This is a genomic window from Streptomyces sp. NPDC048297 (assembly GCF_043201585.1).
GTDB lineage: Bacteria > Actinomycetota > Actinomycetes > Streptomycetales > Streptomycetaceae > Streptomyces.
Genome location: NZ_JBICZA010000001.1, coordinates 251,481 through 269,536, shown reverse-complemented (window position 1 = coordinate 269,536; position 18,056 = coordinate 251,481). Strand labels below are relative to the sequence as shown.

Here is an 18,056-nt window from a genome sequence, read left to right as displayed (position 1 = left end):
TGATCACCTGATCATGTCGTGCCGAAGCCGTGCGCTCGCCGGGCGGTCTCGGCACGATGGCCTGTTCAACAGGTGTGCGGAGCAAGGAAGTCGGGAAGGCCGCAGGAGCGACACGGGCGGCGATGGGGGCGGGAATGTCGGTGGCAACGGAGTGGGACGGGCCTCAGGTGCCGGTCTCCGGTGACGCGGAGCAGGCGGCGACCTTCGCGCTGGCCTCGGCCGCCTACCGGGACAACGAGGTCGAGGACGTCAAGAAGACGGACAACGAGTGGCACAAGTCGACCGTCAAGCCGGGCCGGATCCGCCTGTTCCGGCCGAATCTCGGCGAGGCGTTCTCGCGGGCCGTCGTCGACCGCATGCTGGCGCCCGGCCGCAAGCCGCTGATCCAGTCCTTCGGCGCCGAGCCGCAGGTCGTCGTGGAGCACTGCCTGGCGGCCAACAACCTCCGCCGCGAGCGCGACAACCGGCTGTCCGCCGTCATCGTGCTGTGCGGCCTGATCTTCCTGCCCGGCCTGGTCGGCTGGCTGCTCGTCTTCCAGCTGCGGACGTTCGTCTCCAAGCGGGACGACAAGCGGGCGGGTGCGCTGGCCACCGCGCTGCTCACCGCGGTCGGCGTGGTCGCCGCCCTGTTCTTGCTGAAGATGCCGTTGAGCGGGTTCTGGGGGTGGTACGCGCGTGCGTGCGTCGTCGCCCCGGTGCTCGGCTGGTTCTGGGCCAAGCGGATCTGCGAGGGCACCGCGAAGGACCTGCGGGCGCGTTGGGACGGGCTGCTCTCCGGCACCAGCGTCGGCGCCAAGGTCCCGGAGGCCGTGCCGCGCGCCCCCGGCGAGACGGCCGCCGAGGCGCTGCGTCAGTCGCTGGCCCGGCTCAGCGCCGAGCAGCAGTCCAACTCGGTCTTCTACGCGGGCCCCAAGGGCATACTCGGCATGGGCACCCGCTGGGGCTCCTGGCAGCTCGCCGAGAACCTGTCCCCCGCCGACCCCACCCGGGAGATCCATCCCTTCCGCAGCTGGGACGTCATACGCTCGATCCACGACCAGCTGCGCATGCTGGAGCGCGGCCCGCTGAACACCGGCGGCTTCCCCAAGCCGTCCATACGGCACTGGATCGTCACGCCGATCGGGGAGGGCGCGGGTGCGGTGTCCCGGCCGGAGGGCACGGACGTCGAGGCGTTCCAGGTCAAGCCGCACGCCATACAGGAGATCTGCAACAAGCAGCAGTTCGGCAGCGGCGACCGGCACTACCTTGGCGTGCAGTGGACGCTGTGGGACGGGCAGTTGGTGATCACCATGATGATCACGGTGACCGTGCTGCACGAGACGCTGCGCATCGAGGTGACCGGTCACGCGCTCGGCCCGGTGAACTCGCTGTTCACCACCAAGCCGGAGGCGCCGAGCAAGGAGGTCGCCAAATCCCTCAAGCCGTGGGAGACCCGCAAGATCATGCTGCCGCTGGTCCCCACCGACGAGGTGGTACGGCTCGCCGCGCGCGCCCCGCTGACCTGGTACCCGCCGCTGCTCAACTGGCTCGGCGGCTCGCTCGCCCTGCCCGAGCCGTTCGGCCTGCGGCACGCCTGGGCCGACCAGCCGTGGCGGCACCGCTTCATGGCCGACGACGCGCTGCGCGCGGCCACGCCGGTGCTGCGGGTGGTGCACTCGGCCGCGATCAAGGTGCTTGAGGAGAACGGCGTGGACACGGAGAAGTTCGGTACGCGCTCGGCGTTCCTCAGCGTGCAGGTGCAGGACGCGTCGCCGCGGAAGGCCGATCTGTACGACGCGTAGGCCTGCGGCGGTTCGGCCTGGTGCGTGGGGGGCGCCGTTCGGGGCTGCCGTCCCCGAGCCCCCGCTCCAGCCCTGGACGGGCCTCGTGCTCGAACTCCCGCGGCGGGGGTGCCCCCGGACAGGCTGATGCTGCCGGGCGGCACTGGGGAGTTCAGCTCGCCAGCGGGGAATTCAGCTCGCCGGCCACGCCTCCGCCAGCATCTTCCTGGTGTCCGCCAGCAGTTGCGGCAGCACCTTCGTGTGGCCCACCACGGGCATGAAGTTCGTGTCGCCGCCCCAGCGCGGGACGATGTGCTGGTGCAGGTGGGCGGCGATGCCGGCGCCGGCGACCGTGCCCTGGTTCATGCCGATGTTGAAGCCGTGGGCACCGGAGGCGGCACGCAGGGCGGTCATCGCCTGCTTGGTCAGCTCGGCCAGCTCCGTGGTCTCGGGGCCGGTCAGGTCGGTGTAGTCGGCCACGTGCCGGTAGGGCACGGTCATCAGGTGGCCGCCGTTGTAGGGGTAGAGGTTGAGCACCGCGTACACGTGCTCGCCGCGGCGGACGACCAGGCCGTCCTCGTCGGACTTTGCCGGGATCGAGCAGAACGGGCAGCCGTCTCCGGACCCCGGGCCGGTCGGCTTGTTCTCACCCTGGATGTAGGCCATCCGGTGGGGCGTCCACAGGCGCTGGAACGCGTCCTGCGTCCCCACTCCGATCTGCTGTTCCGGCTCACTCGTCATGCTAGGCAGCATATGGCTTCGCCCGTTCGCGGCGTGTCGCCGGGGCGGCGGGAAGACCGTCACCGGCCAAGCTTGGCCGGTGGACGACGACAACCGGATGCGGCGCTGGGAACGGCGGACGGACCTCCCGCTCGCCTTCGCCTGGCTGACCTATCTCGGCGCCTACGCCGTGCACGTCCTCGTCCACGGTCTGCCCCCCGGCCGTGCACAGCCTGCTGCTGACGCTGACGAGCGTCGCCTGGGCGTTCTTCGTCGTCGACTATGTGGTGCGCTGGAGACTCAGCCGCACGAGGCTGCCCCGTTTCGTCCGGCGGCACTGGCTGGATTCGGTCGTCGTCCTGCTGCCTCTGCTGCGTCCGGTGCGGATCGTGCGGACCTACGAGAGGGTGGAGCGGCGGCACGGGCGCTCGCAGTTGCCGCTGCAGGTCCAGGTGATGCTGTACGCGGGCCTCGGCGCGGTCCTGCTGGGCTTCGCCGCCGCGCTGGAGGTCTACCAGGTCGAGCACGACGCGCCGGACGCCTCGATCCGTACCTTCGGCGACTCGGTGTGGTGGGTCTGCTCGACCCTGTCGACGGTCGGGTACGGCGACGTGGTCCCGGTGACGATGTGGGGGCGGCTCGTCGCGGTGGTGATGATGATCTGCGGACTGGCGCTTCTGGGCGCGGTGACCGGTTCGTTCACCTCGTGGCTGATGCAGCGGTTCGCGCGGGGCGAGGAAGACAGAGAGAGCAGAGAGAACAGGGACGGCGGGTACGGGGAAGGGCCCCCGGGGCGGTGATCCCCGAGGGCCCTCCAGGCGGTCCGGATCAGACCTGGACGCGGTCCTCCACGACCTTCGCGATCTTCGCGATGGCCTCGTCGAACGGGATGCCGTTCTCCTGCGAGCCGTCGCGGTAGCGGAAGGACACCGAGCCCTGGGACATGTCCTCGTCACCCGCGATGACCATGAAGGGCACCTTCTGCTTCTGCGCGTTGCGGATCTTCTTCTGCATGCGGTCCGAGGAGGAGTCGACCTCGACGCGCAGGCCCTGCTTCTTGGCCGCCGCGGCGAACTTCTCCAGGTACTCGACGTGCGCGTCGCCGATCGGGATGCCGATCGCCTGGACCGGGGCGAGCCACGCCGGGAAGGCGCCCGCGTAGTGCTCCAGGAGCACCGCGAAGAACCGCTCGATGGAGCCGAACAGCGCGCGGTGGATCATGACCGGGCGCTGCTTGGAGCCGTCCGAGCCCGTGAACTCCAGGTTGAAGCGCTCGGGCAGGTTGAAGTCGAGCTGGATGGTCGACATCTGCCAGGTGCGGCCGATGGCGTCCTTGGCCTGGACGGAGATCTTCGGCCCGTAGAAGGCGGCGCCGCCCGGGTCGGGCACGAGGGGCAGGCCCTGCTTCTCGGCGACCTGGCGGAGGGTCTCGGTGGCCTCCTCCCAGGTCTCGTCGGAGCCGACGTACTTCTCCGGGTCCTTGGTGGACAGCTCCAGGTAGAAGTCGGTCAGGCCGTAGTCACGCAGCAGGCCGAGGACGAAGGTGAGCGTCTTGTCGAGCTCCTCCGACATCTGCTCACGGGTGCAGTAGATGTGCGCGTCGTCCTGGGTGAAGCCGCGCGCCCGGGTCAGGCCGTGCACGACGCCCGACTTCTCGTACCGGTACACGGTCCCGAACTCGAAGAGGCGCAGCGGCAGTTCACGGTACGAGCGGCCGCGCGCGTCGAAGATCAGGTTGTGCATCGGGCAGTTCATGGGCTTGAGGTAGTAGTCCACGCCCTCGTCGAGCTGCATGGGCGGGTACATGCCGTCGGCGTACCAGTCCAGGTGACCCGAGGTCTCGAAGAGCTTCCCCTTCGTCGCGTGCGGGGTGTAGACGAACTCGTAGCCCTCCTCCTCGTGCCGGCGGCGCGAGTAGTCCTCCATCACGCGGCGGACGATGCCACCCTTGGGGTGGAAGACGGCGAGGCCGGAGCCGATCTGCTCGGGGACCGAGAAGAGGTCCAGCTCGTGGCCGAGCTTGCGGTGGTCGCGCTTCTCGGCCTCGACGAGGAAGTCGAGATGCGCCTTCAGCTCGTCCTTGGACGGCCAGGCGGTGCCGTAGATGCGCTGGAGCATCGGGTTCTTCTCGCTGCCGCGCCAGTAGGCGGCCGCGTTGCGCATCAGCTTGAACGCCGGGATGAGGCGGGTGGAGGGCAGGTGGGGACCGCGGCAGAGGTCCTTCCAGCACAGCTCGCCGGTCTTGGCGTCCAGGTTGTCGTAGATCGTCAGCTCGCCGGCGCCGACCTCGACGTCCGCGCCGTCGTCGTGCGACGCCGAGCCCTTGAGGCCGATCAGCTCCAGCTTGTACGGCTCGTCGGCCAGCTCCGCGCGGGCCTCGTCGTCGGTGACCACGCGGCGCGAGAACTTCTGCCCGCGCTTCTGGATCTCCTGCATCTTCTTCTCGACGGCCTTGAGGTCATCGGGGTGGAAGGGCTTCTCGACGTCGAAGTCGTAGTAGAAGCCGTCCTTGACCGGCGGGCCGATGCCCAGCTTGGCCTCGGGGAACAGCTCCTGCACGGCCTGCGCCATGACGTGCGCGGTGGAGTGGCGCAGGATGTCGAGACCGTCCTTGGAGGAGATCTCGACGGCCTCGACCTCGTCGCCGTCGGACAGCTCGTACGCCAGGTCCTTCAGCTCGCCGGCCACGCGCGCGGCGATGATCGAACGCTCGCCCGCGAAGAGGTCCGCGGCCGTGGTGCCCGTCGTCACCACACGTTCTTCCCGCTCGGAATCCCGTTGGATGATCACACGGACGTCTGACACCGGTCTCTCCTGACTGAAGGTGGATGCGGCGCCATACCAGGAGCGCGCGCTGAACGGATCGTACCGACCCGACACCTGTGACCGCGAAACGGTTACTTTCAGTCCTCGCTCCCGTACGCCTCTCCGCACGCCTCCTCGAAGAAGTCGAGGTTCTCCTGGAGCGACTTCATCAGCCGGTCCCGCTCGGCGTCGTCCACCTGGACGGGTACGACGCCGAAGGCTCCGGTGAGCCTGCGGAAGCCGCCCCGGCGTTCCAGCCGGCCGTGCACCCTGACCGGGAGGCCGACGAGGTGGGCGTGGCCGGCGATGCGGTAGTCCTCCTCGTTCAGGGTGACGCGGACGTGCGGGACCTCGGCGCCCGCGAGCACCCGCAGCCGCACGGCGCCCTCGCCGCGCGGCCCGGACCGGCGCAGGCGGACCACGGCCCCGGTGATCCGGACCGGGACGGAGGGTTCCTCCTGGAGGTAGCGGATGCCGGCGGCGCGCAGCACGGGCAGGTCGCCGGGTGAGAACTCGACGGGTTCGGCGGACACCGCGCAGCCCTCGGGGACGCCGGCGCCGGGCGCCCAGGCGACGGCGATGCGGGCGCCCTCGGTGCCGCGGACGAGGGTGGTGAGCGCCTCGGTCAGTTCGCGGCTGACGCCGGCTTCGACGGCGCCGTCGAAGGCGTCCATGCCGCCGGTGGCGCGCTCGTAGTCGATGGCCTCGCGGGCCGCGTGCAGGGCCTGGTGCAGGCGGACGGCGAGGGCGCGGCCGGCGGGCACGGGGACGAAGGCGGTCAGCCGGCCGTCCTCGGCGGCAGGCCCGACGAGGACGTTCTCCAGCAGGGCGGCGGCCGAACGGCGGTGCCGGGCACCGTAGTAACCGGCACGCGCGTGCGTGGCGAGCGCGGCGGCCAGCAGCGTCTGCCGGGCGGCGGCGCGCAGTCGCTCGTCGGCGGCCCACGGCGCGGCGCCGACCGGCCCGCTCGGGGTGTCCCGCCACCAGCGGATCTCGTCGCTGGGCACGGCGAGGGAGATCAGCACCTCGCGTGCGGAGGGTGCGGTGCTGCGGGCGAGTGCGTCGAGGGCCTCGCCGAGCAGGTCGTCGCTGTCGGGAAAGGCGCGGCTCTCGGGCACCAGCAGGCTGGTGCCCGAGGCGGCCGGGCCGGGCGGGGTCCAGCGGCCGTAGCGGCCGGCCGCCCCGCCGCGCCGGCGCCAGCCGTGCCGGCGCAGCAGCGCGCCGAGCACGGCCGGGTCGACGCCGGCGGGGTCGGGGGGCTGGTTCCAGGGGACGGTTCCGGGAGCGGTGTCGGGGTGCGGCCGCACCTGCCGGACCGGCTCGTCGTAGGGACGGCTTCTCATGGCCTGCCTCCCGTCCCGACCCGCGTCATGATCTCGCACAGCGCCCGGTCGTCGAAGATGCGTGAGGTCGGTATCCGCACGGTGGTCCGGTGCCGGCCGGTGACCGGGTGACCGGCCAGGTTGAGCCAGTAGCAGCAGTGCCTGAGGTCGAGCCGGTCGTGGCTGGCGCGCAGCCAGTCGTCCTGCGAGCGCGGGACGAGCATGACGACCAGGATCTTGTGCACCGAGACGGGGGTGCGGGCGAGCTTGCGCAGATGGTCGTTGTCGAGGGTGAAGGAGAAGAAGCGGCCCGGGGGGTTCGGCGGGACCTGGTAGGTGCACTTCAGCTGCACCTTGATGGTCACCTCGTCGTCGACGGTGTGCCCGGGGGCGCTGTGGCTGACGTGCCAGTCGATGCCGTTGTCCGGAAAGGGCTGGGACAGCGAGCAGCCGGCCGCGGCGGCGACCGCGTGCAGATAGCCGACCTGCAGTGTCTCCATGCAGGCGGTGGTGGCGAGCGTGCCGCGAAGGGGGCCCGAACGGTCGGGCAGCAGCCCGCCCCGCTCGGGCTGCGCTATGGCCATGACCAACAGCCTTCCAAGCCAAGAATTTCCCCGATGTGGGCCGCTGAACTGCAAAGACCCGTACTCCTGTTGTGTCCTTCCGGCGTACGGCGCAAACGGCCCGGGTATCACCAAACGGGCAGAAGACGGAACGTCATCTGCCGTGGGTGAACGAGGAGTTGGGTTGGGATGACGAACTGGTACGAGGGGCCGTTGGCCGCCTTCGACACGGAGACGACGGGCGTCGACGTCGAGACCGACCGGATCGTGTCGGCCGCCGTCGTCGTCCAGGACGCACCGGGCACCCGGCCCCGGGTCGCCCGCTGGCTGGTGAACCCGGGCGTGCCGGTGCCCGAGGCCGCGACGGCGGTGCACGGTCTGACGGACGAGCACCTGCAGCACAACGGCCGCTGGCCGGCGCCGGTGATGTACGAGATAGCCGAGCATCTGGCGGAGCACGCGGCGATGGGACGCCCGCTGGTGGTGATGAACGCGCCGTTCGATCTCACCCTGCTGGACCGGGAGTTGCGCCGGCACCGGGCGTCCTCGCTGGACCGCTGGTTCGAGTCGGCCCCGCTGCGGGTGCTGGACCCCCGGGTGCTGGACAAGCATCTGGACCGCTACCGCAAGGGGCGGCGCACGCTGACCGATCTGTGCGAGCACTACGGCGTGACGCTGCAGGGCGCGCACGAGGCGGCGGCGGACGCGGTGGCCGCGCTGGATGTCGTACGGGCGCTGGGCCGGCGCTTCGCGACCCGGCTGGACCGCCTGTCCCCCGCCGAGCTGCACACGCTCCAGGTCACCTGGCACGCGGCCCAGGCCCGCGGTCTGCAGGCGTGGTTCGCGCGCAGCGGCTCGCAGGAGACGGTGAGCACGGACTGGCCGCTGCGGCCGGACCTGCCGGCGGCGGCATGACAGCGCAAGAGCCGGTCCGCTGCTGCGGACCGGCTCTCTCCCGGTGGGCGATACTGGGTTCGAACCAGTGACCTCTTCGGTGTGAACGAAGCGCTCTCCCACTGAGCTAATCGCCCGGGAACGCACTGAACAATACAGGGCACCGCGGTGTTACTTCAAACCGCGTCCAGACGCCGGAGCAGTCCACGCCGGCCGGACCTCATCATCAGGCGGTGGTTGAGCCGGAAGAGGGGCCGTCCCGGTACGGCCAGCTTCCTGAGCAGGGGTTTGCCGACGTCCACCTCCTGGTCGTAGCGGACCGCCGTGCCCGGCCCGTCGCCCGTGACCGTCCAGCGGGCCCAGCCCTCGATGTCCCCGGACATGACGACCTCCAGGATTCCGGCGGCCGGGTCGCGACGGGCCTCGCGCGCGGTGAGGGTCAGCTCGTACGGCAGCACGGACCGCACGGTGAGGACCGCGGTGGAGGCGTCGAGCAGCGTCACCGACCGCACCTGCGGCCACCAGTGGGGGTAGTCGCCGATCCGCTCCAGTGCCGTGTAGACGAGGGCGGGCGGGGCGGGCAGGGACCACAGGGTGCGGAATCGGTAGTGGGTCCAGTCCATGGAGGGAGTCTGCCCGGCCGGGCGCCCCGGTTCTTAAGTACGCGTACTCATGCGTCGCGCCGTGACGGGGACCACACTCGGTGGCGAGCGCCGCCGCCCGTGCGACGGCGCTCTCCCCTCTCCCCTGTGGATGATTCCGTTTCCATATGTGACCGGGGTTCAGATTGCCTGTCGACGGGGCGGCTTGGGGACGTGAGGAATTCCTTCATTGCCGCGCCCCGCGATGAAATCCGAGGCTATTCCGAAAAGCATCCGGAGGATTCCCCGGCAACGCCCGGCGTCCCGGCCATAGAAGACGGCAGGAACCGGCACGGGTAACGGATCGTCACCGTCCTCTTCCCGCACGGACATGGGGACGGGGACGCATACGACGACGGCCCACCTGCTGTTCGCAGATGGGCCGTCGGTCCGGGTGGGCGATACTGGGTTCGAACCAGTGACCTCTTCGGTGTGAACGAAGCGCTCTCCCACTGAGCTAATCGCCCGGACGCAGGAAGAACATTACCCCATGTCAGGGGGTGCCCCTGACCATGCGCAAGGTCACTGGCCGTGGATCTTCCAGGGCATCACGACGCCGAACTTCCACACGTAGATCCCGGCCAGTACGACCGCGATCACCAGGCCGATCACCGTGAGCGTGATGTTGCGGCGGCGCACCCGGGGGTCGAGGGCGCGCTGGGCCGCCTCGGTCACCTTGCGCTTGGTCCAGCGCAGGACGAGCTGGGCCCAGACGAACTCGGTCGCCCAGATCGCCATGCCCCCGAAGATCACGACCCAGCCGGGTCCGGGCAGGGGCAGCATGACGACCCCGGCCGCGACGACGGCGAGCCCGACGACGAAGACACCGACCTGCCAGCTCACATGCAGGGTCCTGCGGGCCCTGATGAACTGCGGCGCCCGGGACCCGAGCCCCCGCCCGGAGCCGCTCTCGTCCGTGCCGGCCGTGCCGGCCGTGCTCTCTGTGCCGGCCGCGCTCTCTGTGCCGGCCGTGCTCTCTGTGCCGTCCGTGTCGTCCACGCCGTCCGCCTGGTTCTCCGCCACGACGGCCTCGCCCGGCTCGTCACTCCCCGTATTCATACGCACAAACCCTACCGGAGCGAATCCAGTCACCGGAATGGTCGTAGACCGCGTACGAGTTCTCGGCCGGAAGAGTTACGTAAAGACAGGCAAAACACGCAGAGGGGTTTACAACGGCATCGTAGGTGGCATGTCGATTTCGCCGACGTGCGAATCCCCGAGCGCACACTGAGCGAAAGGCCCTGGCGCTTATGAACACCACGGTCAGCTGCGAGCTGCACCTGCGCCTCGTTGTGTCGAGCGAGTCATCCCTGCCTGTCCCCGCAGGCCTGCGGTACGACACGGCCGACCCCTACGCCGTGCACGCGACCTTCCACACCGGAGCCGAGGAGACCGTCGAGTGGGTGTTCGCCCGCGACCTCCTGGCCGAGGGGCTCCACCGCCCCACCGGCACCGGCGACGTCCGCGTCTGGCCATCCCGCAGTCATGGCCAGGGCGTGGTGTGCATCGCCCTGAGTTCTCCGGAGGGAGAGGCCCTGCTGGAGGCCCCCGCGCGGGCCCTGGAGTCCTTCCTGAAGCGGACCGACGCCGCCGTGCCGCCCGGCACGGAGCATCGCCACTTCGATCTGGATCAGGAGCTCTCGCACATCCTGGCGGAAAGCTAGCTCACCGCCCTTCAGGCCGCCCGGCGCCGTCCACTCGGGGAGACGGCTCGGGCCGGAACAACCGCATACGGCACAGGCCGGCGTCGTCACCGTGAGTGTTCGCGGGACGGCGTCGGCCCGTACCCGTTTCGCTCCGGAGCGTGACGAGAGGTGGGCGCGGGCGGTCGCCGGGGCGTTTTTCCGGCGTCCGGGAGCCTCCGGCGGCAAATTCGATGGCCTGAGGCCGGTGCGCGGGGCGCTGATGTCGCTACCATCGGCCAGCATCGGAGGGCGCCCGCCCGACCCCCATGGCAGGGAGCGAAACGTGCTGATCACCCACGACACCCGGTGCGCGCTCGACACCGTGGTGGATCTGGTGAACACCGCACCGGAGGACGACACGGAAGCGGACGGACTGCCGGATGTCACGGCTCTCGCCGATTTCGTGCGAAGCCACAAAATCAGTGACGTGGGGGTGCTGTCCGAGTTCGACCTGTCGGCCGTGCGCAAGGTCCGCGGCCGGTTCGCGGGGATCTTCACGGCCCCGGACACCCGGGCCGCCGCCCAGTCGATCAACGAACTGGTGGCCGCGGCCGGCACGACGCCGCGCCTCACGGACCACGACGGCTACGACTGGCACGTGCACTACTTCGCCCCCGGCGCCTCCGTGGCCGACCATCTCGCCGCCGACTGCGGGATGGCGCTCGCCTTCTTCGTGGTGGCCGGGGAGCAGGAGCGACTGCGGCGCTGCGAGGCACCGGACTGCCGACGGGCCTTCGTGGACCTCTCCCGCAACCGCTCGCGCCGTTACTGCGACAGCCGCACCTGCGGGAACCGGCTGCACGTGGCCGCGTACCGGGCCCGGCGCAAGGAGGCCGCGGGCTGATCCAGGGGCGCGGGTCCTGGGCGACGCCGGTCCCGGCGGGTGACGCCGGGACGGACGTGTACGGCTCACAGCAACAGCAGGTCGTGCAGCGCTGCCATGAGGATGAGACACCCGATCACCGCAAGGAAGATCATCAGCGGTGGCTGGGAAAGGGCGAAGAGGCACCCGCGCGGCTCGTCCTTCGGCGGCGCGGCCTCGCTCTCGGTCGTGTCCAGCATCTCGGGGTGATGATGACGCAGAAGCAACCCTGTACGCGATCAACACGCCTGTAAAGTGCGGCAGTTCGCCGAATTCGCCCGGTCTCGTTCGACTTGTCGCGTGTCGTGACCGGATGCGGACGCGCGGGGGGGCGATCTGTGTCGCTTCAGCCCGTCATGTGCGGGTCAGATGCGGGTCATATACGGCTCACATACGGCTCATATGCCGTGCTTCTTGAGGATGGCCTCGATGTCGCTGAAGTCGTCGGCGGAATCCGTGGCCCGGGGCGCCGCGGCGGGGCGTGCCGCGGGGCGGGTGGCCGGGCCGAGGGAGGGGGCGGAGGCCGCCGGGGCCACCGCGTCGCTCCGGCCGCCACGGGCGGCTCTTCGCTCGGCGCGGGTACCGCCGCGCCTGCGCTCGACGGCGCGGGTGCTCGCGAACAGCAGCCAGGCCGCGCCCAGCACGCCGAAGCCCGCCCAGGCCGTGGGGCTGAAGGCGGTGTCCGCGAGCCAGCCGACGACGCCGGTCAGCACCAGGCCGACCGGGACCAGCGAGTAGGCCGCGATGCGCGCGGCCGCCAGGAAACGCTTGCGGTAGGCCGTGACCGCCGCAATGCCCAGGCCGGCCGCGGACACGGCGGAACAGACGGTCTCGGCAATCATCCGGTCCTCCTGGCGGGCTCGGTCGGTCGGCAGCGACGCGGGCGCACGGCGAGGTGCGCTTCGTCCCTTCCATCCTGCACCGTCCCGTACCCGCGATGCCATGCTCCGGCCCCGAGATCAGGGACATCTCCGGGTCACCTCCTCCTGGGGTGCCGGGGGGAGGGCCCCGGGTCCCGGGCGGACGACCTCGGGTACCGGGGACGGCCCCGGGGGCCGGGGGACGCCGCGGCGTCCCGATTCGGTCACCCGGGGCTCGCCTGGAAGACTGGTGGGCATGAGCGACTCCTCCCCCGTGCGCACCGAGCCCGTCGTCCTCGACGTCTGGTGCGAACTCCAGTGCCCCGACTGCCGCAGCGCCCTGAACGACGTCCACGCCCTGCGCGAGCGGTACGGCGACCGGCTGGACGTGCGGCTGCGGCACTTCCCGCTGGAGAAGCACAAGCACGCCTTCGCCGCCGCCCAGGCCGCCGAGGAGGCTCTGGAGCAGGGCAGCGGCTGGCCATACATCGAGGCGGTGCTGGCGCGGGCCGAGGAGCTGGACCGTACGGGAGAACCCCTCCTGGTCGAGGTGGCCCGGGAACTCGGTCTTGACGCCGAGGAGTTCGACACCGCGCTGATCGACGGCCGGCACATCCTGATCGTGGACGCCGACCAGGCCGAGGGCAAGGCGATCGGTGTGACCGGCACCCCGACGTACGTCATCGGCGGCGAGCGTCTGGACGGCGGCAAGAGCCAGGAAGGGCTGCGCCAGCGGATCGAGGAGATCGCGGACCGGCTGCTGGCCGATCAGGCGTGACCCGGATCCCGTGGAGCCGGATCCCGTAGAACCCGATCCCCTAGACCCGGATCCCGTAGAGCCGGATGCTCGCGCAACCGGCCCGGATCGTCACGCGACAGGCCAGGATCCCGTTGAGCCTGATCCTCACGCGACAGGCCAGGATCCCGTAGAACCCGATCCTCACGCGACAGGCCCGGATCCTCGCGCAACCGGACCTCTACACCAGGGGCTTGGAGAAGGAGCTGTCCGTCGTCACGTAGCCGAGCGACTCGTACAGCCGCTCCGCCGGGGCGTTGCCGGCGAACACGTTGAGCCCGAGGACGGAGCGGCCCGCGCCGATCGCCTGGCGCTCCGCCAGCAGCATGAGCGCCCGGCCGTGCCCCCGGCCGCGGTGGGCCGCGTCGGCCTCGACGTCGAAGATGAACGCCTTGGCGTTCTGGAGGCTCAGCCACAGCGTGCCCACCCGCGTGCCCTCGTGTTCCAGGACGCTGAAGACCATGCCCTCGGTGGCGAGCCCCTGTGGCAGCAGCGTCTCGTGGTCCCGGCGGGCCTTGGCGCGGGCCTCCGCCTCGGGGACGCCCCGCTCGATCCACTCCCGCGCGTACTGCTCGGACTCGTACGCGTGCCACGCCTCGAACTCGGCCGGGGTCATCGGCCGCGCGCCGCTGCCCGGGGGCAGTTCGGGCGGCGTGTCCGGGAGACGCTTCTCCATGCCCCGGTTGCGCAGGGTGTACCCGAGGGCGCCGACGAGCCGCAGCGCGGCCTCCGCCCCGGCGGGAACCGATGCCTCGATTCCGGTGCAGCCCCAGCCGCGCGCCACCTCCTCCGCGGCGAGCGCGGCCACCGTGCCCCGGCCGCGCCGCCGGTCGGGCTCGGCTATCCGCAGATCGTGGACGCGGGCCACCGACGGTCCCAGGGAGGGCGAGGTCCCGAGGTGGATCTCGCCGACGGGACGGCTGTTCACGCACACCTGGTAGCGGCGGGAACGGGTTCCGTCGGGATGCTGCTGAAGCGGCTCGGCCGGCCGCAGGGTCGTCGTCATCACGGGTGTTCTACCCGCTGCGGGCCCCTCGGTCAGCCGAATTTCCGGTGACTGTCGCAGGGCGCGTCCTGCGCACGCCTCAGGGGTCGAGGTCCGCGCCGGACCGCTCGTCGAAGATCCGCATCGCCTTGGCGGTCACCGGACCCGGCGCGGCGGACAGCTCCCGCTCGTCGACCCGGTGCACGGCCTGCACGTCCCGCAGGGTGGAGGTCAGGAAGATCTCCTCGGCCCGCTCCAGGACATCCAGCGGCAGGTGGGTCTCCTTGGCGCTGGTCCACTCCACCGCCAGGGCGCGGGTGATGCCGGGCAGGCAGCCGGAGGCGACCGGCGGGGTGTGGATCTCGCCGTCCAGGACGACGAAGACGTTGGACCCGGTGCCCTCGCAGAGCTGTCCGACCGTGTTGGCGAACAGCGCCTCGGAGGCGCCGTGTTGGTGGGCGCGGGCGAGGGCGACGACGTTCTCGGCGTACGAGGTGGTCTTCAGGCCGGTGAGCGCGCCGCGCTCGTTGCGGGTCCACGGGACCGTGACCACGGCCGTGCAGTCGGGGCGCCGGGTGGTCCCGCCGAGGGCGACGACCAGGGTCGGGCCGTGCTCGCCCCGGTCGGAGCCGAGCGGGCCGTGGCCGCCGGTGTAGGTGATCCGCAGCCGGCCCAGCGGCATCGGGTTGGCCTCCAGGACGGCCGCACAGGCGCGGCGCACCTCGTCGAGGTCGGGGGCGGGCAGGCCGAGGCCCCGGGCCGAGCGGGTCAGCCGGTCCAGATGGCGGGTGAGCGCGAACGGCTTGCCGTCGACCGCCTTGACGGTCTCGAAGATGCCGTCGCCGACGGTCAGCCCGTGGTCGAAGACGGAGACCCGGGCGGACTCGGGGTCCCGCAGCGCGCCGTCCAGCCAGATCCTCATGTCAGAGCCTCTCCACTTTCCTGGTACGCCCCAGACGCTACCGCGAGCAGCCGGGCCGCCTTCAGCTCGGTCTCCCGCCACTCCCCTTCGGGGTCCGACCCCCAGGTGATGCCGGCGCCGGTGCCGAAGCGCAGCTCACCGGCCTCCCGGTCGATCCAGAAGGTGCGGATGCCCACGGCCAGCTCACCGGCGCCCCGGTCGGCGTCGACCCAGCCGATGCCGCCGCAGTACGGTCCGCGGGGCGCGGTCTCCAGTTCCTCGATGATCCGCAGGGCGCTGGACTTCGGCGCCCCGGTGACCGAGCCCGGCGGAAAGGCCGCGGTGAGCAGCTCGGGCCAGCCGGCGCCGGGGCGCAGCTCGCCGCGGACGGTGGAGACGAGGTGGACCAGGCCGGGGTGCTTCTCCACCGCGCACAGGTCGGGGACGCTCACACTGCCGGTGGCGCAGACCCGGCCGATGTCGTTGCGGACCAGGTCCACGATCATCACGTTCTCGGCGTAGTCCTTCTCCAGGAGGTCCGCCTCGGTGCGCCCGGTGCCCTTGATGGGCCCGCTCTCGACGACCCGCCCGTCCCGGCGCAGGAACAGCTCGGGCGAGGCGGTGGCGATCTCCACCCCGTGCGCGGGCAGCCGGATCGTGCCCGCGTACGGCGCCGGGTTGCCGCGGGCCAGCAGGGCCGTCAGGGCGTCCACGTCGGCGTCGGGGGCGACGGGCGCGCCGAGCACCCGGCAGAGGTTGGCCTGGTAGACCTCGCCGGCCGCGATGTAGGCACGGATCCTGCCGACGGCCGCCGTGTAGGCGGCGCGGTCCAGGGAGGACGTCCAGTCCCGCACCCCCGGGCCGCGCCAGCCGCCCGGTGTGGGCGCCGGCACGGGCCGCATGCGTACGTCCGCGAAGCGGGCGCAGGTCAGGCGGCCCTCGAAGTCCGCGACCACGGCCCAGAAGCCGGTGGAGTCCAGGGCGGCGGGATCGCTGGTGACGTCGAGGAGGCCGGTGGCGACGCGGTCGCCGAACCGGGCAAGGGGAGGGAGGGGAGCCGGGAGGTGGAGCACGTGTCGAGTCTAGGTCGGGTGTCCGAAAGGTGGCCCGGGGATGTCCGCGGGAGGGCTCTGACCACGGCCTCCGCCCGGCGCACCGCAGCACGCTGCGCAAACGCGTTTTTGTGCTGGCCCAGGAATCCGCTAGAGTTCAACACGTCGCCGGGACGCGGGAGCGGACCGAAACGACAAGCGGACGTAGCTCAGTTGGTAGAGCGCAACCTTGCCAAGGTTGAGGTCGCGAGTTCGAGCCTCGTCGTCCGCTCGCAGGAAGTAGGGGTCGCCCCGATCCCCTACACTCCTGGTGGAGTGGCCGAGAGGCGAGGCAACGGCCTGCAAAGCCGTCTACACGGGTTCAAATCCCGTCTCCACCTCCAAGGACGATTAGCTCAGCGGGAGAGCGCTTCCCTGACACGGAAGAGGTCACTGGTTCAATCCCAGTATCGTCCACTGGATCCCCCGGTTCGTCCGGCGTGGTCCGAACCCCGCGCGATTAGCTCAGCGGGAGAGCGCTTCCCTGACACGGAAGAGGTCACTGGTTCAATCCCAGTATCGCGCACTGTCTGTGACTCGTCGGTCACGGCTCTTGGACGATTAGCTCAGCGGGAGAGCGCTTCCCTGACACGGAAGAGGTCACTGGTTCAATCCCAGTATCGTCCACACACCGAAGCCCCCGGTCCTGCGACCGGGGGCTTCTTCGTGCCCGCTCAGCTGGAGAACAGCATGTGGCCGAAGCTCTTGTGACCGTGGTGGCCGTAGTGACCGCCGTGGCCTCCGTGGTGGCCGCCGTGCGGGGCGCCCCAGGCGGGCGCGGACGGGGCCGGGTACGCCTGCGGAGCGGGCGGCGGCGGGGCGGGCTGAGTCCACTGGGACTCCAGGCGGGTGAGCGCCTCGAGCTCGCCGTAGTCCAGGAAGATCCCGCGGCAGTTGCTGCACTGCTCGATCTGGACGCCGTTGCGGTTGTAGGTGTGCATCGGCGCGTGACACTTCGGACACTGCATGCTCGGCTCAACTCCTCGCCGGTTGGTACTGCTTCACGTTTCCCCAGGACAGACTCCGTCCGGCCCGGGTCGGTTGCAGCCTACTTCGGGATTTCGTGCGCCAATTGGCCGGGTACGGCCGTCATTCGGGCACGGCCGTCATTCGGGCACGGCCGTCATTCGGGCACGGCCGTCATTCGGTTACGGCCGTCATTCGGTTACGGCCGTCATTCGGTTGCGGCCGTCATTCGGGCACAGGCGTCGACCACGGCCTGCTCCACCTCGTCCAGCGGCCGGTTCGCGGCGAGCGCCTTGGTGACGGCCAGGGCGGCGGTCTGCACCGTGAGCGCGCGGGCCGGGACGTCCAGGGCGGGCCAGGGGTCGCCGCCCGGCGGGACGGCCGGGCCGCCCGCCGCTCGGTACGACGCCAGGAAGCGGCTCCACTCGTCGGGCGGGAGCAGTCCGCAGGCGTACCAGGCGGCGGGACGGGCGAGGTCCCAGGCCGGGGTGCCGACGCCGAGGTCGTCCACGTCGATCAGGCGCCAGGGGCCGTCGGCCGCCGGGTACCGGACGAGCTGGCCCAGGTGCAGGTCGCCGTGGCAGAGCGCCGCGGTGCCGGGCATCGGCGCCTCGGCGCGGGCCCAGGCGGGCAGGGCTGCCCAGGCCCGCAGGACCGCCGGCGCGCCCGCGTGGGAGGCGGTGCGCAGGGCCGCGCGCAACCGCGCGACGGCCCGCGCGGCCTTGACCGGCCCGCGCATCGCCGGCAGACCGGCCGAAGGGGGCGTCCGGTGCAGCCGGGCGAGGAGGGTGGCGGCGGCTTCCCAGGGGGCGGCGTCCGGACGGTCGCGGTCCACGGGGGTGCCGTAGGGCCAGAACGTCACGAGGCGGTCGTACAGGGCGGCCGGAGTCCGGGCGAGCGGCGCGAGCAGGACGTCCGGGAGGCGCTCCGCCATGGCGACGCGGAGGGCCAGTTCGGCCGGGTCGGTGTCCGGCGCGTGCGCCTTCCCCACGGTGTCGGCGTGCCGGACGACGGTGGCGTCGGCCCGCTCGGCGAGCGCACTGGTGCCGCACGCACAGCGGACTCCACCGCCACCGGGGTGGACTGCGGCCCTGACCTTCACGGTCAGCGCGTCGAGAAGAGGGACGGTGGAGTCTGCGCTCACGGAAGCGGTCACGAAGGCCTTCGGTCGATTCGGCTGTCCACCCGAGCGTACTGACGCCGTC

At 71.2% G+C, this 18,056-nt stretch carries 18 protein-coding genes, 7 tRNA genes and 1 pseudogene; 11 read left to right on the top strand and 15 right to left on the bottom strand.

Features of this window, described 5'->3' with window-relative positions; all coding sequences use genetic code 11:
- Window positions 1-134 precede the first annotated feature (134 nt).
- Window positions 135-1,781, top strand: a complete 1,647-nt coding sequence (locus ACGFYV_RS01240) for a hypothetical protein (protein WP_393876237.1) — start codon at window positions 135-137, stop codon at window positions 1,779-1,781.
- Window positions 1,782-1,952: 171 nt separating this feature from the next.
- Here ACGFYV_RS01240 and ACGFYV_RS01235 read toward each other — a convergent pair whose 3' ends face one another.
- Entirely contained in the window at window positions 1,953-2,513 is a 561-nt protein-coding gene (locus ACGFYV_RS01235) for an HIT family protein (RefSeq protein ID WP_393876236.1), read from the bottom strand.
- Between the two features lie 85 nt (window positions 2,514-2,598).
- Between ACGFYV_RS01235 and ACGFYV_RS01230 the strand changes: the two are divergent.
- Window positions 2,599-3,280: pseudogene (locus ACGFYV_RS01230) on the top strand (potassium channel family protein).
- A gap of 28 nt (window positions 3,281-3,308) precedes the next feature.
- Here ACGFYV_RS01230 and thrS read toward each other — a convergent pair.
- The 3 genes from thrS to ACGFYV_RS01215 form a co-directional block, all read right to left on the bottom strand.
- Window positions 3,309-5,285 (bottom strand): threonine--tRNA ligase, encoded by a 1,977-nt coding sequence (gene thrS / locus ACGFYV_RS01225; RefSeq protein ID WP_393876235.1) that lies wholly within the window; start codon window positions 5,283-5,285, stop codon window positions 3,309-3,311.
- 98 nt (window positions 5,286-5,383) lie between these two features.
- Complete coding sequence (locus ACGFYV_RS01220) at window positions 5,384-6,628, bottom strand: hypothetical protein (RefSeq protein ID WP_393876234.1); 1,245 nt, start codon at window positions 6,626-6,628, stop codon at window positions 5,384-5,386.
- Window positions 6,625-7,191, bottom strand: a complete 567-nt coding sequence (locus ACGFYV_RS01215; protein ID WP_393876233.1) for a DUF4365 domain-containing protein — start codon at window positions 7,189-7,191, stop codon at window positions 6,625-6,627. The genes ACGFYV_RS01220 and ACGFYV_RS01215 overlap by 4 nt, the downstream gene beginning before the upstream one ends.
- 168 nt (window positions 7,192-7,359) lie before the next feature.
- Between ACGFYV_RS01215 and ACGFYV_RS01210 the strand changes: the two genes are divergently transcribed.
- A complete protein-coding gene (locus tag ACGFYV_RS01210; RefSeq protein WP_393876232.1) occupies window positions 7,360-8,085 on the top strand; it encodes a 3'-5' exonuclease in 726 nt (241 codons plus the stop codon).
- 44 nt (window positions 8,086-8,129) lie between these two features.
- Here ACGFYV_RS01210 and ACGFYV_RS01205 read toward each other — a convergent pair.
- The 4 genes from ACGFYV_RS01205 to ACGFYV_RS01190 all read right to left on the bottom strand — a co-directional run bounded on the left by ACGFYV_RS01205 (window position 8,130) and on the right by ACGFYV_RS01190 (window position 9,764).
- Window positions 8,130-8,201: transfer RNA gene (locus ACGFYV_RS01205), tRNA-Val, on the bottom strand.
- Between the two features lie 39 nt (window positions 8,202-8,240).
- Window positions 8,241-8,687, bottom strand: a complete 447-nt coding sequence (locus ACGFYV_RS01200; protein ID WP_393876231.1) for an SRPBCC family protein — start codon at window positions 8,685-8,687, stop codon at window positions 8,241-8,243.
- A 413-nt stretch (window positions 8,688-9,100) separates the two neighbouring features.
- A tRNA-Val gene (locus tag ACGFYV_RS01195) sits at window positions 9,101-9,172 on the bottom strand.
- A gap of 55 nt (window positions 9,173-9,227) precedes the next feature.
- Window positions 9,228-9,764, bottom strand: a complete 537-nt coding sequence (locus ACGFYV_RS01190) for a TIGR02611 family protein (protein WP_393876230.1) — start codon at window positions 9,762-9,764, stop codon at window positions 9,228-9,230.
- A 191-nt stretch (window positions 9,765-9,955) separates the two neighbouring features.
- Between ACGFYV_RS01190 and ACGFYV_RS01185 the strand changes: the two genes are divergently transcribed.
- The gene (locus ACGFYV_RS01185) at window positions 9,956-10,369 is read left to right on the top strand and encodes an SsgA family sporulation/cell division regulator (protein WP_004002642.1); all 414 of its coding nucleotides are present in this window, start codon (window positions 9,956-9,958) and stop codon (window positions 10,367-10,369) included.
- 304 nt (window positions 10,370-10,673) lie between these two features.
- Window positions 10,674-11,234, top strand: a complete 561-nt coding sequence (locus ACGFYV_RS01180; protein WP_393876229.1) for a CGNR zinc finger domain-containing protein — start codon at window positions 10,674-10,676, stop codon at window positions 11,232-11,234.
- Window positions 11,235-11,299: 65 nt separating this feature from the next.
- Here ACGFYV_RS01180 and ACGFYV_RS01175 read toward each other — a convergent pair whose 3' ends face one another.
- Both ACGFYV_RS01175 and ACGFYV_RS01170 read right to left on the bottom strand, forming a co-directional pair.
- Window positions 11,300-11,452 carry a hypothetical protein gene (locus ACGFYV_RS01175; protein WP_167359162.1) on the bottom strand — a complete coding sequence of 51 codons (153 nt, stop codon included), beginning with the start codon at window positions 11,450-11,452 and terminating at the stop codon, window positions 11,300-11,302.
- A 198-nt stretch (window positions 11,453-11,650) separates the two neighbouring features.
- Window positions 11,651-12,094, bottom strand: coding sequence for a hypothetical protein (locus ACGFYV_RS01170; RefSeq protein WP_393876228.1), 444 nt, complete (start codon window positions 12,092-12,094; stop codon window positions 11,651-11,653).
- Window positions 12,095-12,368: 274 nt separating this feature from the next.
- Between ACGFYV_RS01170 and ACGFYV_RS01165 the strand changes: the two genes are divergently transcribed.
- On the top strand, window positions 12,369-12,890 hold the full coding sequence (locus tag ACGFYV_RS01165; RefSeq protein WP_393876227.1) for a DsbA family protein: 522 nt from the start codon (window positions 12,369-12,371) through the stop codon (window positions 12,888-12,890).
- 199 nt (window positions 12,891-13,089) lie between these two features.
- Here the strand turns inward: ACGFYV_RS01165 and ACGFYV_RS01160 are convergent, their stop codons facing one another.
- The 3 genes from ACGFYV_RS01160 to ACGFYV_RS01150 form a co-directional block, all read right to left on the bottom strand.
- Complete coding sequence (locus ACGFYV_RS01160) at window positions 13,090-13,914, bottom strand: GNAT family N-acetyltransferase (RefSeq protein ID WP_393876226.1); 825 nt, start codon at window positions 13,912-13,914, stop codon at window positions 13,090-13,092.
- Between the two features lie 79 nt (window positions 13,915-13,993).
- Window positions 13,994-14,815 carry an aminotransferase class IV gene (locus tag ACGFYV_RS01155; RefSeq protein ID WP_393876225.1) on the bottom strand — a complete coding sequence of 274 codons (822 nt, stop codon included), beginning with the start codon at window positions 14,813-14,815 and terminating at the stop codon, window positions 13,994-13,996.
- On the bottom strand, window positions 14,812-15,867 hold the full coding sequence (locus ACGFYV_RS01150; protein WP_393876224.1) for a chorismate-binding protein: 1,056 nt from the start codon (window positions 15,865-15,867) through the stop codon (window positions 14,812-14,814). The genes ACGFYV_RS01155 and ACGFYV_RS01150 overlap by 4 nt, the downstream gene beginning before the upstream one ends.
- A gap of 177 nt (window positions 15,868-16,044) precedes the next feature.
- Between ACGFYV_RS01150 and ACGFYV_RS01145 the strand changes: the two genes are divergently transcribed.
- From ACGFYV_RS01145 to ACGFYV_RS01125, 5 genes are all read left to right on the top strand, one after another.
- A tRNA-Gly gene (locus ACGFYV_RS01145) sits at window positions 16,045-16,117 on the top strand.
- 38 nt (window positions 16,118-16,155) lie between these two features.
- Window positions 16,156-16,229: transfer RNA gene (locus ACGFYV_RS01140), tRNA-Cys, on the top strand.
- Window position 16,230: 1 nt separating this feature from the next.
- Window positions 16,231-16,302: transfer RNA gene (locus ACGFYV_RS01135), tRNA-Val, on the top strand.
- 37 nt (window positions 16,303-16,339) lie between these two features.
- A tRNA-Val gene (locus ACGFYV_RS01130) sits at window positions 16,340-16,411 on the top strand.
- Window positions 16,412-16,440: 29 nt separating this feature from the next.
- Window positions 16,441-16,512 (top strand) — tRNA-Val (locus tag ACGFYV_RS01125).
- Window positions 16,513-16,559: 47 nt separating this feature from the next.
- Here the strand turns inward: ACGFYV_RS01125 and ACGFYV_RS01120 are convergent.
- Entirely contained in the window at window positions 16,560-16,853 is a 294-nt protein-coding gene (locus ACGFYV_RS01120; protein ID WP_393876223.1) for a zf-TFIIB domain-containing protein, read from the bottom strand.
- A 206-nt stretch (window positions 16,854-17,059) separates the two neighbouring features.
- Window positions 17,060-17,995, bottom strand: coding sequence for an aminoglycoside phosphotransferase family protein (locus ACGFYV_RS01115; protein WP_393876222.1), 936 nt, complete (start codon window positions 17,993-17,995; stop codon window positions 17,060-17,062).
- Between the last annotated feature and the right edge of the window lie 61 nt (window positions 17,996-18,056).

Coding starts and splice junctions, on each gene's coding strand:
- ACGFYV_RS01215 (WP_393876233.1), bottom strand. CDS start 7,191: ATGGCCATAGCGCAGCCCGAGCGGGGCGGGCTGCTGCCCGACCGTTCG.
- ACGFYV_RS01240 (WP_393876237.1), top strand. CDS start 135: ATGTCGGTGGCAACGGAGTGGGACGGGCCTCAGGTGCCGGTCTCCGGT.
- ACGFYV_RS01210 (WP_393876232.1), top strand. CDS start 7,360: ATGACGAACTGGTACGAGGGGCCGTTGGCCGCCTTCGACACGGAGACG.
- ACGFYV_RS01185 (WP_004002642.1), top strand. CDS start 9,956: ATGAACACCACGGTCAGCTGCGAGCTGCACCTGCGCCTCGTTGTGTCG.
- ACGFYV_RS01200 (WP_393876231.1), bottom strand. CDS start 8,687: ATGGACTGGACCCACTACCGATTCCGCACCCTGTGGTCCCTGCCCGCC.
- ACGFYV_RS01170 (WP_393876228.1), bottom strand. CDS start 12,094: ATGATTGCCGAGACCGTCTGTTCCGCCGTGTCCGCGGCCGGCCTGGGC.
- ACGFYV_RS01190 (WP_393876230.1), bottom strand. CDS start 9,764: ATGAATACGGGGAGTGACGAGCCGGGCGAGGCCGTCGTGGCGGAGAAC.
- ACGFYV_RS01165 (WP_393876227.1), top strand. CDS start 12,369: ATGAGCGACTCCTCCCCCGTGCGCACCGAGCCCGTCGTCCTCGACGTC.
- ACGFYV_RS01175 (WP_167359162.1), bottom strand. CDS start 11,452: ATGCTGGACACGACCGAGAGCGAGGCCGCGCCGCCGAAGGACGAGCCG.
- ACGFYV_RS01120 (WP_393876223.1), bottom strand. CDS start 16,853: ATGCAGTGTCCGAAGTGTCACGCGCCGATGCACACCTACAACCGCAAC.
- ACGFYV_RS01155 (WP_393876225.1), bottom strand. CDS start 14,815: ATGAGGATCTGGCTGGACGGCGCGCTGCGGGACCCCGAGTCCGCCCGG.
- ACGFYV_RS01235 (WP_393876236.1), bottom strand. CDS start 2,513: ATGCTGCCTAGCATGACGAGTGAGCCGGAACAGCAGATCGGAGTGGGG.
- ACGFYV_RS01160 (WP_393876226.1), bottom strand. CDS start 13,914: ATGACGACGACCCTGCGGCCGGCCGAGCCGCTTCAGCAGCATCCCGAC.
- ACGFYV_RS01220 (WP_393876234.1), bottom strand. CDS start 6,628: ATGAGAAGCCGTCCCTACGACGAGCCGGTCCGGCAGGTGCGGCCGCAC.